This window comes from Modestobacter lapidis, from assembly GCF_054780755.1.
The window spans coordinates 318,005-330,099 of record NZ_BAAGVS010000003.1 but is presented as its reverse complement, the minus strand read 5'-3'; the positions used below and the strand labels follow the sequence as shown (position 1 = coordinate 330,099).

Genomic DNA, 12,095 nt, shown 5'->3' with positions numbered 1-12,095 from the left:
TCCCGGCATGGCAGCTGACGGACGGGTCCTCGTGGCCCTCTACGAGGCCTACAACCGGCACGACGCCGGCGCGGCGGCAGCGCTCTACGCCCCTGACGGCGCGCACGAGGACGTCGCGGTCGGGCGCCCGACGCAGGGACGGGACGCCGTCGCGGCCGGGCTGCGGCGCTTCTTCGCCGCCTTCCCGGACGCCCAATGGACGGCGACCGACGTCCTGGAGCAGGGCGGACTGGCCTTCGGCCGGTACGTCCTCACCGGGACGCTGCAGACCGACATGGGCCCCTTCCGGGCGGTCGGCCAGCGGCTGGAGCTTCGTGGTGTCCACGTGCTGGACACCGCAGACGGCTTCATCGAACGGTCCCAGGACTACTGGGACAGCGGCACCTTCCGACGGCAGATGGACACCACCCCCACCCGAGAGGCAGAGACGGCAGCATGAGAACTGGTCAGGAGTACCTGGAGTCCCTGCGGGACGGTCGCCGCGTGTACGTCGGCGGCGAGCTCATCGAGGACATCACGACCCACCCGAAGACCCGCGGCTACGCCGAGGCGATCGCCGGCTACTACGACCTGCACCTGGACCCCAAGCACCAGGACATCACGACGTTCATCGACGAGAACGGGGAGCGCCAGTCCATGCACTGGTTCCTGCCGCGCTCCAAGGAGGACATCGTCCGCCGCCGGGAATACGCGCAGTTCATCTTCCGGCACTTCAAGGGCGGCATCTTCACCCGGCCACCGGCCGGGATGAACGTCGTCATGTTCACGCAGGTCGACGACCAGGAGCCGTGGGCGGAGAACTCCCGGTTCGCCAACGGTCACCGTGACCTGTCGGGCAACATCCAGCGCCAGTGGGACGAGGTCACGTCCAAGGACCTCGCCCTCTCGCCGATGTTCCTCGACGTCCAGTACGACCGCGGCCGGGACGACGCCATGGCCGAGACGCCGATGCTGAAGATCCTCGAGGAGAACGACGAGGGGATCGTCGTCCGCGGGTGGAAGGCGATCGGCACCTCCATCCCCTTCGTGAACCACCTGTTGATCGGGAACCTGTGGCGGCCCGGCCAGACGCCCGAGCAGACGGTCTACGCCCTGGTGCCGGTGGCCACTCCCGGAGTCAGCGTCGTCGCCCGGGAGTCGAGGGCCACGCCGGACGCCGACCCCTATGACCGTCCGCTGGCGACCATCGGGGACGAGCTGGACGGGATGGTGTACTTCGACGACGTGCTCATCCCCTGGTCGCAGGTGCAGCACATCGGCAACCCCGACCACGCCAAGTGGTACCCGCAGCGGCAGTTCGACTGGGTGCACCTGGAGACCCAGATCCGGCACACCGTGCACGCCGAGCTCATGGTCGGGCTGGCCCTGCTGATCACCCAGGCGCTCGGCACCAGTGGCAGCCCCGTGGTGCAGGCACAGCTCGCCGAGCTCATCCGCTTCCGGGAGACCTGCCGGGCGTTCATGATCGCCGCCGAGGAGACCGGCTTCCACACCCCGGGTGGCCTCTACAAGCCGAACAACATCTTCATCGATTTCGGCCGGGCCCACTACCTCGAGCACCAGCACGAGATGGTCAACCTCCTCATCGACTTCTGCGGCCGCGGCGTGGTCATCCAGCCGACCAAGCGGGAGCTGGACGACCCCTACATTGGGCCGAAGCTGGAGCAGGCGCTGCGCGGCTCGGAGATCAGCGCCCGTGACCGGATCAAGATCTTCCGGCAGATCAGCGAGCGCTTCCTCACGGAGTGGGGCGCCCGGCACGAGATGTTCGAAAAGTTCAACGGGACGCCGCTCTACCTGATCAACCTGCTCACCATGCAGCGGACCGAGTACCAGGTGGACGGCCCGCTCACCCAGCTGGCACGCGAGGTCCTGGACTTCGGGGACACCGCTGACCTCGGCAAGCGGGCTGAGGCGGCCGAGAAGGCGTCGCACTACGCGAGTGTCCGCTTCCAGCCCGAGTACGCCCGGGAGCAGGACGTGCACAAGGACTACATCGGGGGATCCGGGCAGCCCGTCACCGCGTAGCAGGGTCCGGTGGCCCGGGCGCTCCGCCCGGGCCACCGGCTGCCCCTCCCGACCCCGCCCGACGTGGAGGATCCCCGCATGCTCGTCCACGCAGACCCGTCTGCACTGCGCTGCCGGCCGCGGGCTGTCACGGTCGGCACCTTCGATGGTGTCCACACCGGTCACCGTGCACTGTTCCAGCGGCTCGCGACCAACGGGCTGGTCCCGACCGTGGTGACGTTCGATCCGCATCCCCGCCTGGTGCTCGGGCGTCCGGTGGACCTGATCGCACCGCTGAACCGTCGCCTGGAGCTAATGGCCGACGCCGGCATCGCCGAGGTACTGGTCGTGCGGTTCACCCAGGACGTGGCGCGGACCGCGCCGGAGGACTGGGCGGAACAGGTGCTGCGGCCGATGGGCGCCCGCCGGGTCGTGCTGGGGCGGGGGTTCCGCTTCGGTGCGCGCGCAGCCGGGGACGCCGGCATGCTGCGCGACCTCGGCCACACCGTCGAGGAGGTGGAGCTGCAGGGGGGCGCCTCCTCGACCCGGGTCCGGCAGCTCGTTGCGGCCGGGGAGATCACCGAGGCGGCCCGCCTCCTCGGCCGCCCGATCGAGCTCGACGGCGTCACCCGCCGGCTCCCCGGTGACGGCCGCCTCCGGCTGACGCTGGACGCCGGCAGGGTGGTGCCTCCGCCGGGGACCTACGCCGGACGAGCCCTCGGCCTGCCCGTCCTCGTCACCGTCGCCGGGAACGGGGAGGCCGAGTTGTCCGGCGCCGACCGGATGCCCGCCGTTCCACCCGCGCGCGTGCGGACGCAGCTGCTCTTCGGCGCCGACCTGCGATCCGGCCGTCCTTTGGTCCCGTCCGCCGGCGTCGCCCTGGGAGTGGCGTCGTGAACGCCCGGCTCAGGGCTTCCCGAACAGGCCCGATCTGCTGACCCTTTCCCGGATCTGGACCCCGCCGCCCTAACCGGCCGGAACGCGACGTCTGCGGCGGGCCTCGCCGCGGATGACGCCTGGGCTGCCCATGACGAAACGTCCGTCACGCCAGCGGCAGCAGGTCGGCCAGCTCGGCCTCGAAGTACTCCATGCCGAGGTCCTCGACCTCGCGCAGCTCGAGCTCGGCCAGCAGTGCGTAAGCGGCGTCGATGTCCATGCCGGGAACACTGCGAGCCGAGCCGCGGGGTCACCTCGAGCGTTCCGCAAGAGATCCGCAAGACCGCCGAGTGCGGGGTCCTTCATCAGGCGCCGCGGTCGGTCTCGGCGCGCACCACGCCCAGCAGCGCGACCTCCAGCGAGCCGTCACCCAGGTCGCCGCGCTCCACCGCCTCGCGCGCGGGCGCGGGCAGCAGCCCCAGGTCCAGGTCGTCCAGCCAGGCCACGCCGTCCCCGGTCGGCCGGCCGATCTTCAGCACGCCGTTGCCGGGCTGCACCACGTAGTCCTCGCCACCGAGCTGGATCGTCGTCGAGTCGCTCATGCGGCCCTCCTACCCCCGGTCCCGGCGCGGAACACCGGACGGGCGACACGCCGACGAACGGCGACATGCGCACAGCGTGTGCCGGATCACCGGCCCGACTCGCCGGTGCGACGTGGGTCGACTCACTCTTTACGGTCGCTTCGGCGTGGCGGGGGTGTGCCCGGGGCTCCTGATGCCGATGGTGAGGAGGCGTCAGGAGCGCCAGGGACGGCGTTCGGCGAGACTCCAGGGCAGGAGGTGGATCGTGCCGGGACGAGCAGGCGGCCCCGGGCTGCCCCAGGACGTGCGGCGACGCGACGGTGCCCAGCGTGGCCACACCGTCGTCGTCGAGGCCGTGCTCGACGCGCTGCCCTCGCCCACGCTGCTGCTCGACGCCGAGGGACGCGTGCTGCTGGCCAACTCCGCGTGGCAGGCGGCCGCCGAGCTGTACGGCGACGACCGGCTCGCCATCGGCATCGGCGGCGACTACTTCGGGCTGGCCCGGCAGCTGACCGACGACCCCGGCAGCCTGCGGGTGCTCGACCGCCTCCGCTCGCTGTCCCGCGGCGAGCGCGAGCTCGTCTCGTTCGACTACGCGTTCGCCACCACGGCGGGCATCCGCTGGTTCCACCTGCAGGCCTCCCGGGTCGACCGGGCCGGCCAGATCGTGGTCACCCACACCGACATCACCTCCCGGGTCACCGCCGAGCGGGCCTCGGCCTGGCAGGCGCGGCACGACCACCTCACCGAGCTGCCCAACCGGGCCCACCTGCACGAGCTGATCGACACCGAGCTGCGCCGCCCCGACCAGCCGTCGGTCACCGTCCTGTTCCTCGACGTCGACGGCTTCAAGGACGTCAACGACTCCCTCGGCCACGAGGTGGGCGACGACCTGCTGCGTCAGCTCGCCGCCCGGCTGAGCTCCCGCACCCGCGCGGAGGACACCGTCGGCCGGCTCGGTGGCGACGAGTTCGTCGTCCTGGGCCGCGACTGCGACGCCGTCGGCGCCGCGGCCCTCGCCGCCCGCTGCCAGAGCACCTTCGACGAGCCCTTCCAGCTCGCCGGCCGCAGTGCCCGGCTCACCGCGAGCATCGGCATCGCCACCGCCAGCGCCGCCGACGTCGCGGGGCTCCGCTCCACCGACCTGGTCGGCGACGCGGACCTGGCCATGTACGCGGCCAAGTCCGCCGGCCGCAACCGCGTGCGGGTGTTCAGCCCCGAGCTGCGCACCGCCGTCCGGCAGAAGGCGCTGGTCGCCACCGAGCTGCGCGGTGCCATCGAGGCCGGTGACCTGGTCCTGCACTACCAGCCGGTGCTGCACCTGCCGACCGGCGCGGTCACCGGCGTGGAGGCGCTGGTCCGGTGGCAGCACCCCGAGCGTGGTCTGCTGCCACCGGCCGACTTCGTTCCCGTCGCCGAGCAGAACGGGCTGATCGCCCCGCTCACCCGCTGGGTGCTCGCCGAGGCCGCCCGGCAGGCCGCCGAGTGGGAGCGCATCGGGCTGGACCTCATCGTCGGGGTCAACATCAGCGCTGCGCACCTGGCCACCGGCACCCTGCTCGCCGACGTCACCGATGCCCTGACCACGGCCGGCCTGGTTCCCGAGCGGCTGCTGCTCGAGCTCACCGAGACCTGCGTCGCCGAGGATCCCGAGCGGGCCGCCGAGCAGTTCGCCGCGCTGCGCATCTCCGGCGTCGAGGTCTCCATCGACGACTTCGGCAGCGGCTTCTCCTCGCTCTCCCAGCTGGTCTCCATGCCCGCCGGCATCCTCAAGATCGACCGCGAGCTGGTAGCCGCACCCGTCCACCGGCGCAGCCAGTCCGCGGCGGCCGTCGCAGCCGTCGTCGGCCTCGCCCAGGCCTGCGGCATGCGCAGCCTGGCCGAAGGCGTGGAGACCGCGGAGCAGCTGGCCCTGGCCACCGAGCTGGGGTGCACCTACGCGCAGGGCTTCCACATCGCCCGGCCGATGCCCGCCGCCGACCTGGAACGGTGGATGGGCGGCCTCCGGTCACGGCGCGCGCACCCGCTCGTCGTCGCCGGGGTCGGCTGAGCGTTCCGGCCGCCCGGGCGTGTGCCCGGCTGGATCAGCCCGGTTCGCCGCGCCGCTTGCGGTGGACGATCACGACGACGTCCACGGCCGCGATGACGGCCAGCACGAACAGGATGACGGCGAAGGCCACCGGCACGTCCAGCCGCAGGACGAGGAAGCCGAACACCGTGCAGATGATCAGCCCGAAGGTGGCCAGCACCAACCGCAACGTCAGCGCGCTCTGCGCGGGGCGCGCGCCACCGATGCCCGCTGTCGGGTCGTGGTGGTCGGGCAGGCCCTGGGAGTAGTCGGGACGGCGGGGTGGGGGGTCGGTCATGACTCGGCTCGGTACCCGGGATCAGAGCGCACTACCCTCGATCGACGTGGCCGCTGACTTCTCTGTCGTACTCGACGAACTGAACACGACGCTGAGGTCGATCGAGGCCGTCCTGCGGATCGACGACATGCGCCAGGAGATCGCCGACCTGGAGCAACAGGCCGCCGCACCCGACCTGTGGAACGACGTCGAGGCCGCCCAGGCGGTCACCTCGCGGCTGTCCTACCTGCAGGGCGACCTCCGCCGCGTGGAGGACCTCCGCTCCCGGCTCGACGACGTCGGCCTCATGCACGAGATGGCCGCCGAGGAGGGCGACGAGGCCACCACCGCCGAGACCGAGCGCGAGCTGGTGAGCATCCGGTCGGCGATCGAGGAGCTCGAGGTCCGCACCCTGCTCTCGGGGGAGTACGACTCCCGCGAGGCGCTGGTGACCATCCGCTCGGAGGCCGGGGGCGTGGACGCCGCCGACTTCGCCGAGATGCTGATGCGGATGTACCTGCGCTGGGCCGAGCGGCACAGGTACCCGACCGAGGTGTACGACGTCTCCTACGCCGAGGAGGCCGGCATCAAGTCGGCCACGTTCACCGTCAAGCAGCCCTACGCCTACGGCACCCTCTCGGTCGAGCAGGGCACCCACCGCCTGGTGCGCATATCGCCGTTCGACAACCAGGGCCGCCGGCAGACCTCCTTCGCCGGGGTCGAGGTGCTGCCCGTGGTCGAGCAGACCGACCACGTCGACATCCCGGAGAACGAGATCCGGGTCGACGTCTTCCGGTCCTCGGGCCCCGGCGGGCAGAGCGTCAACACCACCGACTCCGCCGTCCGGATGACGCACATCCCGACCGGCATCGTGGTGTCCTGCCAGAACGAGAAGTCCCAGATCCAGAACCGGGCCGCTGCGCTGCGGGTGCTGCAGGCCCGGCTGCTCGTCGTCCGCCAGCAGGAGCAGCGGGCCGAGATGGACGCGCTCAAGGGGGAGGGCAGCAGCTGGGGCAATCAGATGCGCTCCTACGTCCTGCACCCCTACCAGATGGTCAAGGACCTGCGGACCGAGGTCGAGAGCGGCAACCCCGGCAACGTCCTCGACGGCGACATCGACACCTTCATCGACGCCGGCATCCGGTGGCGGCGGCAGCAGGAGACCGCCGAGGCGAGCTGAAGAAGGACCTCGCGGCGCGCCGGGTGAACCGGTCATGGTGAGGCCTGCGCCGGGTACCGTCGTCCCTCGTGATCGAATTGCAACACGTCACCAAGATCTACCCGACCAGCCCCCGGCCGGCGCTGGATGACGTCTCCATGCAGATCGACAAGGGCGAGTTCGTCTTCCTCATCGGTTCGTCCGGGTCGGGCAAGTCGACCTTCCTGCGGCTGCTGCTGAAGGAGGACAACCCCACCAAGGGCGTCGTCACGGTCAACGACAAGAACCTGGGCACGATGAGCAAGTGGCAGGTGCCCAAGCTCCGCCGCACCATGGGCTGCGTCTTCCAAGACTTCCGGCTGCTGCGCAACAAGACGGTGGCCGAGAACGTGGCCTTCGCCCTCGAGGTGATCAACAAGCCGCAGCGCACCATCAAGCGCGTCGTGCCCGAGGTGCTGGAGATGGTCGGCCTGGAGGGCAAGGAGAGCCGCCTGCCCAACGAGCTCTCCGGTGGTGAGCAGCAGCGCGTGGCCATCGCCCGGGCCTTCGTGAACCGGCCGCTGGTGCTGCTGGCCGACGAGCCCACCGGCAACCTCGACCCCGAGACCAGCCAGGACATCATGCTGCTGCTGGAGCGGATCAACCGCACCGGCACCACCGTGGTGATGGCCACGCACGACTACCACATCGTCGACTCGATGCGGCGCCGCGTGATCGAGCTCAACGACGGCATCGTCAGCCGCGACCAGTCCCGCGGCGTCTACGGCGTGGGGCGTTGAGGTGCCAGCGGGTCACTGACCTGCCGATGACCGACGCACCGCAGAACACGACAGGGAACTGATGCGCGTCAACTTCGTCCTGTCCGAGGTGGCCGCCGGGCTGCGTCGGAACCTCACCATGACGGTGGCGATGATCCTGACCACCGGGATCTCGCTGGGCCTCATGGGCACGGGTCTGCTGATCGCCAACATGATCGGCGACATGCGGGAGATCTACTACGACAAGGTGCAGGTCTCGATCTACCTGACCGACGACGTCACCGACCCGCAGCGCGACGCCATCGCCGCCGCCCTCGAGGGCTCGCCGGAGGTGCAGGACTACATCTACGAGTCGAAGGCCGAGGCCTACGAGCGCTTCACCCAGCAGTTCCAGGAGCAGCCGGCGCTGATCGCCAACACCCCGCAGGACGCGCTGCCGGAAAGCTTCCGGGTCGAGCTGGTGAACCCCGAGCGGTACGAGGTCATCGCCCAGCAGTTCCCGATCGGGCAGAACGGCGTGGAGGACGTCCGCGACGAGGGCGACTTCCTCGACCGGTTGTTCAGCCTGCTCAACGGCGCCCGGAACGCGACCATCGCGGTGGCCGTCGTCCAGGCGCTCGCCGCGCTGCTGCTGATCTCCAACACGATCCAGCTCGCGGCCTTCAACCGACGCAACGAGACCAACATCATGCGGCTGGTCGGCGCCTCGCGCTGGTACACCCAGCTCCCCTTCATCCTCGAGGCGGCGCTGGCCGGCCTGATCGGCGCCGGGCTGGCCATCGGCGGGCTGGTGCTGACCAAGGTCCTCTTCGTCGACAAGACACTGGCCGGGCCGATCAAGGCGGGCATCATCCCGCCGGTCGACTGGTCGGCGATCGCCGCGATCTCGCCGATCATCGCGGCGGCCGGTGTCGGGCTGGCCTCGGTGGCCGCCTACGTGACGCTTCGGCTGTACGTCCGCCTGTAGCCGCGCGGCCGGGGGAGCCGGCCGGGAAGTCGGGAGGCGGTGGCGCGGGGTCCGTAGACTGGGGCCATGCCGCGTGAGACCGGGCGCAAGCTCATCGCCCAGAACAAGAAGGCGCGGCACGACTACTCGATCCTCGACACCTACGAGGTCGGCCTCGTGCTCACCGGCACCGAGGTGAAGAGCCTGCGCGCCGGTCGTGCCTCGCTGGTCGACGGCTTCGCCACGGTCGACCAGGGCGAGGTGTGGCTGCAGCACGTCCACATCCCCGAGTACACCGAGGGCACCTGGACCAACCACGCCCCGCGCCGCAAGCGCAAGGTGCTCATGCACCGCGCCGAGATCGAGAAGCTGATCGGCAAGACCAAGGAGGGCGGGCTCTCGCTCGTCCCGTTGGACCTGTACTTCAAGGACGGCAAGGTCAAGGCCACCCTCGCCCTCGCCAAGGGCAAGAAGGCCTACGACAAGCGGCAGACCCTCGCCGAGCGCGACTCGCGCCGGGAGATGGAACGGGCCTTCGGGCGTTACGTGAAGGGCCGCAAGTGAGGTTGCCCCGATGAGAGGCGTCGGCTACGACCGGTTCGGCGACGAGGACGTGCTCAGCGTCCGCGACGACCTGCCCGAGCCCCCGGTCGGCCCGGACACCGTGCTGGTCCGCACCCATGCCGCCGGCGTGAACCCGGTCGACATCGGCATCCGCGGCGGGCACCTGGCCGGGGCGTTCCCGCACCACTTCCCGATCATCCCGGGCTGGGACCTGGCCGGCGTCGTCGAGCGGGTCGGCCCGGCGGTGGTCGACTTCGCTCCCGGTGACGAGGTGTTCGGCTACCTGCGCCGGGACGACGTGCAGTGGGGGACGACGGCCGAGTTCGTGCCCGCGCCCCAGCGCTGCCTGGCCGCCAAGCCCGAGTCGCTGTCGTTCGCCGAGGCCGGGGCGCTGCCGCTGGCCGGGCTGACCGCCTACCAGTCGCTCACCGAGGTGCTCGACGTCGGCGAGGGCGACCGGGTGCTGGTGCACCGGGCCTCCGGCGGGGTCGGGTTCTTCGCCGTCCAGATCGCCGTCGCGCTCGGCGCGCACGTCATCGGCACGGCGAGCCCGAGGAACCACGGCTTCCTCCGCGACGCCGGGGTGGCCGAGGTGTTCGACTACGCGGCCGGGCCGATCAGCGGGCAGCTCACCGAGCCGGTGGACGCCGTCCTGGACCTGGTGGGCGGTGACACCCTGGCCGATGCGCCGGCGCAGGTGCGCGACACCGACGGGGCCCGGGCCCGGATCGCCAGCGTCGTCGACCCCGGCGTGCTGGAGCTGGGCGGCCGGTACGTATTCGTCCGCCCCGACTCCCACGACCTGGAGGAGCTGGCCCGGATGGCCGACGCCGGGCAACTACGGGTGCCGATCGCCAAGGCGTTCCCGCTGGCGCAGACGGCGGACGCCCAGCGGCTGGTCGCCGGCGGGCACGTGCGCGGCAAGGTCGTCGTCACGCTCGCCTAGCGTGCGGGCATGACTCTGCAGCCGCCGGCCGACGACGCCGACGTCCCCCGGTACTGGCGGGAGCTGGGCCTGCCCGGCCTGGTCGACGTGCACGTGCACTTCCTGCCCGAGCGGGTGCAGACCAAGGTGTGGCAGTACTTCGCCGAGGGCGAGCGGCACTACGGGCGGCCGTGGCCGATTCACTACGCGCTGCCGGTCGACGAGCGGTTGGCGCTGCTGAGCGGTCTGGGCGTCCGCGCCTTTCCGACGCTGCCCTACCCGCACAAGCCGGGCATGGCCGCCTGGCTGAACCAGTGGTCGGCCGAGTTCGCGCAGCGGGATCCCCGGGTGCTGCAGTCGGCGACCTTCTATCCGGAGCCGACGGCGGGCGCGGACGTGGCAGCCGCGCTGGCCGCCGGTGCACGGGTGTTCAAGGTGCACGTGCAGGTCGGCCGGTTCGACCCGCGCGATCCGCTGCTCGACCCGGTGTGGGCGCGACTGGAGGAGACCGGGACGCCGGTGGTCATCCACTGCGGCTCGGGTCCGCTGCGCGGCGAGCACACCGGGCCGGCGCCGATGATCGGGCTGCTCGAGCGCTTCCCCCGGCTCCAGCTGGTGATCGCCCACCTCGGCATGCCCGAGTACGCCGCGTTCCTCGAACTCGCCGAGCGGTACGAGCGGGTGCACCTGGACACCACCATGTTCGGCACCGACTTCACCGAGCGGCTGATGCCCTTCGATGCCGCGCTGCTGCCCCGGCTGGGCGCGCTGCGGGACAAGGTGGTGCTGGGCAGTGACTTCCCGACCATCCCGTACCCGTACAGCCACCAGCTCGCCGCGCTGCACCGGCTCGGGCTGGGCGAGGAGTGGCTGCGCGCCGTCCTGTGGGGCAACGGTGCGCGTCTTTTCGGGGTGACCCCCTAGCCTGTTTCACCGTGTCCACTCCTGCGATCGCCGTTCCCGAGGGCCTCACCGTCCGTCCGATGCGCCCGGAGGACGCCGGGCCCGTCGCCGAACTGCTGGCCGCAGCCGAGGCCGTCGACGACACCGGTGCGCTCAAGTCGGCCGAGGACCTCGTGGAGTGGTGGGTCCACGAGTTCGCCGACCTGGCGGAGGACGGGCGGATCGTGCTCACCGGGGACGGCGCCGTCGTCGGGTACGCCACGACGATCGCGCCGCCCACCTTCCGGGACGCCTACGGCGTGCACCTGGAGGGTCGGGTGCACCCGGAGTGGCGCGGGCGCGGGATCGGCCGGGCGCTGCTGGCCTGGCAGCTGGAGCGCGGCACCCAGCTGCACGCCGAGCGGCACCCCGAGGCACCGGCCCGGCTGACCGCCACCGTCTACACGACCATGCCCTCGGTGGAGGCGCTGGTCCGCCGGGCGGGGCTGGAGCAGGCGCGCTGGTTCTTCCACATGGAGCGGCCGCTCACCGACCTCCCCCCGCTCCGGCAGGTCGACGGCGTGGACCTGGTGCCGTTCACCTGGGACCGCAACGAGGAGGTGCGGGCAGCCCACAACGCCGCCTTCACCGAGCACTACGGCTCCAGCGAGCGCGACGAGGTGTCCTGGCAGGTCATGTTCACCGGGCAGCGGACCTTCCGCCCCGACCTGTCGGTGCTCGCGATCTCCGAGGGCGCCGTCGTCGCGTACGCGCTGTCCTACGTCTCCGAGACCGCCGCCGCGGCGACCGGGGTGCGCGAGGGCTACTTCGGGCAGATCGGCGTCCTCCCCGAGGCCCGCGGCCGCGGGCTCTCCAAGGCGGTGATCATCGCGGCGCTGCACGCCGCGGCGGCGAACGACTGCCAGACCGCCGGCCTCGAGGTCGACAGCGAGAACGTCACCGGTGCGCTCGGCCTCTACGAGAGCCTGGGCTTCGCCACGCACCGCACCCAGGTGTCCTGGTCGCACCGCCTCGCCCCGCTCCGCTGAGCG

At 71.4% G+C, this 12,095-nt stretch carries 13 protein-coding genes; 11 read left to right on the top strand and 2 right to left on the bottom strand.

The window, feature by feature from the left end:
* The first annotated feature begins 7 nt into the window (after positions 1-7).
* The 3 genes from ACYVG5_RS06655 to ACYVG5_RS06645 all read left to right on the top strand — a co-directional run bounded on the left by ACYVG5_RS06655 (position 8) and on the right by ACYVG5_RS06645 (position 2,904).
* Positions 8-439 carry a nuclear transport factor 2 family protein gene (locus tag ACYVG5_RS06655; protein ID WP_222046034.1) on the top strand — a complete coding sequence of 144 codons (432 nt, stop codon included), beginning with the start codon at positions 8-10 and terminating at the stop codon, positions 437-439.
* Positions 436-2,028 carry a 4-hydroxyphenylacetate 3-hydroxylase family protein gene (locus ACYVG5_RS06650; RefSeq protein ID WP_222046032.1) on the top strand — a complete coding sequence of 531 codons (1,593 nt, stop codon included), beginning with the start codon at positions 436-438 and terminating at the stop codon, positions 2,026-2,028. The genes ACYVG5_RS06655 and ACYVG5_RS06650 overlap by 4 nt, the downstream gene beginning before the upstream one ends.
* 78 nt (positions 2,029-2,106) lie before the next feature.
* The gene (locus tag ACYVG5_RS06645; protein ID WP_222046030.1) at positions 2,107-2,904 is read left to right on the top strand and encodes an FAD synthetase family protein; all 798 of its coding nucleotides are present in this window, start codon (positions 2,107-2,109) and stop codon (positions 2,902-2,904) included.
* A 344-nt stretch (positions 2,905-3,248) separates the two neighbouring features.
* Here the strand turns inward: ACYVG5_RS06645 and ACYVG5_RS06640 are convergent, their stop codons facing one another.
* Entirely contained in the window at positions 3,249-3,485 is a 237-nt protein-coding gene (locus ACYVG5_RS06640; RefSeq protein WP_222046028.1) for a hypothetical protein, read from the bottom strand.
* A 244-nt stretch (positions 3,486-3,729) separates the two neighbouring features.
* Here ACYVG5_RS06640 and ACYVG5_RS06635 point away from each other — a divergent pair, with 244 nt between their 5' ends.
* A complete protein-coding gene (locus ACYVG5_RS06635) occupies positions 3,730-5,514 on the top strand; it encodes a putative bifunctional diguanylate cyclase/phosphodiesterase (protein ID WP_222046026.1) in 1,785 nt (594 codons plus the stop codon).
* Positions 5,515-5,548: 34 nt separating this feature from the next.
* Here the strand turns inward: ACYVG5_RS06635 and ACYVG5_RS06630 are convergent, their stop codons facing one another.
* Entirely contained in the window at positions 5,549-5,830 is a 282-nt protein-coding gene (locus tag ACYVG5_RS06630) for a DUF6343 family protein (protein ID WP_222046024.1), read from the bottom strand.
* Between the two features lie 46 nt (positions 5,831-5,876).
* On the opposite strand from ACYVG5_RS06630, the gene prfB reads away from it, so the two are divergent.
* From prfB to ACYVG5_RS06595, 7 genes are all read left to right on the top strand, one after another.
* A complete protein-coding gene (gene prfB / locus ACYVG5_RS06625) occupies positions 5,877-6,989 on the top strand; it encodes a peptide chain release factor 2 (RefSeq protein WP_222046022.1) in 1,113 nt (370 codons plus the stop codon).
* A 68-nt stretch (positions 6,990-7,057) separates the two neighbouring features.
* Positions 7,058-7,747, top strand: coding sequence for a cell division ATP-binding protein FtsE (gene ftsE, locus ACYVG5_RS06620; protein ID WP_222046020.1), 690 nt, complete (start codon positions 7,058-7,060; stop codon positions 7,745-7,747).
* Between the two features lie 61 nt (positions 7,748-7,808).
* Positions 7,809-8,693: a permease-like cell division protein FtsX gene (gene ftsX / locus ACYVG5_RS06615; RefSeq protein ID WP_222046018.1), complete on the top strand. Its 885-nt coding sequence runs from the start codon at positions 7,809-7,811 to the stop codon at positions 8,691-8,693.
* A gap of 66 nt (positions 8,694-8,759) precedes the next feature.
* Positions 8,760-9,236, top strand: a complete 477-nt coding sequence (smpB, locus tag ACYVG5_RS06610) for an SsrA-binding protein SmpB (RefSeq protein ID WP_222046016.1) — start codon at positions 8,760-8,762, stop codon at positions 9,234-9,236.
* Between the two features lie 10 nt (positions 9,237-9,246).
* Positions 9,247-10,182 carry an NADP-dependent oxidoreductase gene (locus tag ACYVG5_RS06605; protein WP_222046014.1) on the top strand — a complete coding sequence of 312 codons (936 nt, stop codon included), beginning with the start codon at positions 9,247-9,249 and terminating at the stop codon, positions 10,180-10,182.
* Positions 10,183-10,191: 9 nt separating this feature from the next.
* A complete protein-coding gene (locus ACYVG5_RS06600; protein WP_222046012.1) occupies positions 10,192-11,085 on the top strand; it encodes an amidohydrolase family protein in 894 nt (297 codons plus the stop codon).
* 11 nt (positions 11,086-11,096) lie between these two features.
* Positions 11,097-12,092, top strand: a complete 996-nt coding sequence (locus ACYVG5_RS06595) for a GNAT family N-acetyltransferase (protein WP_460683043.1) — start codon at positions 11,097-11,099, stop codon at positions 12,090-12,092.
* Positions 12,093-12,095: the final 3 nt, after the last annotated feature.

What these genes read in the sequence shown, in the direction of transcription:
- smpB (WP_222046016.1), top strand. Translation starts at nt 8,760, where the DNA reads ATGCCGCGTGAGACCGGGCGCAAGCTCATCGCCCAGAACAAGAAGGCG.
- ftsX (WP_222046018.1), top strand. Translation starts at nt 7,809, where the DNA reads ATGCGCGTCAACTTCGTCCTGTCCGAGGTGGCCGCCGGGCTGCGTCGG.
- ACYVG5_RS06630 (WP_222046024.1), bottom strand. Translation starts at nt 5,830, where the DNA reads ATGACCGACCCCCCACCCCGCCGTCCCGACTACTCCCAGGGCCTGCCC.
- ACYVG5_RS06645 (WP_222046030.1), top strand. Translation starts at nt 2,107, where the DNA reads ATGCTCGTCCACGCAGACCCGTCTGCACTGCGCTGCCGGCCGCGGGCT.
- ACYVG5_RS06605 (WP_222046014.1), top strand. Translation starts at nt 9,247, where the DNA reads ATGAGAGGCGTCGGCTACGACCGGTTCGGCGACGAGGACGTGCTCAGC.
- ACYVG5_RS06655 (WP_222046034.1), top strand. Translation starts at nt 8, where the DNA reads ATGGCAGCTGACGGACGGGTCCTCGTGGCCCTCTACGAGGCCTACAAC.
- ACYVG5_RS06640 (WP_222046028.1), bottom strand. Translation starts at nt 3,485, where the DNA reads ATGAGCGACTCGACGACGATCCAGCTCGGTGGCGAGGACTACGTGGTG.
- ACYVG5_RS06650 (WP_222046032.1), top strand. Translation starts at nt 436, where the DNA reads ATGAGAACTGGTCAGGAGTACCTGGAGTCCCTGCGGGACGGTCGCCGC.
- ACYVG5_RS06600 (WP_222046012.1), top strand. Translation starts at nt 10,192, where the DNA reads ATGACTCTGCAGCCGCCGGCCGACGACGCCGACGTCCCCCGGTACTGG.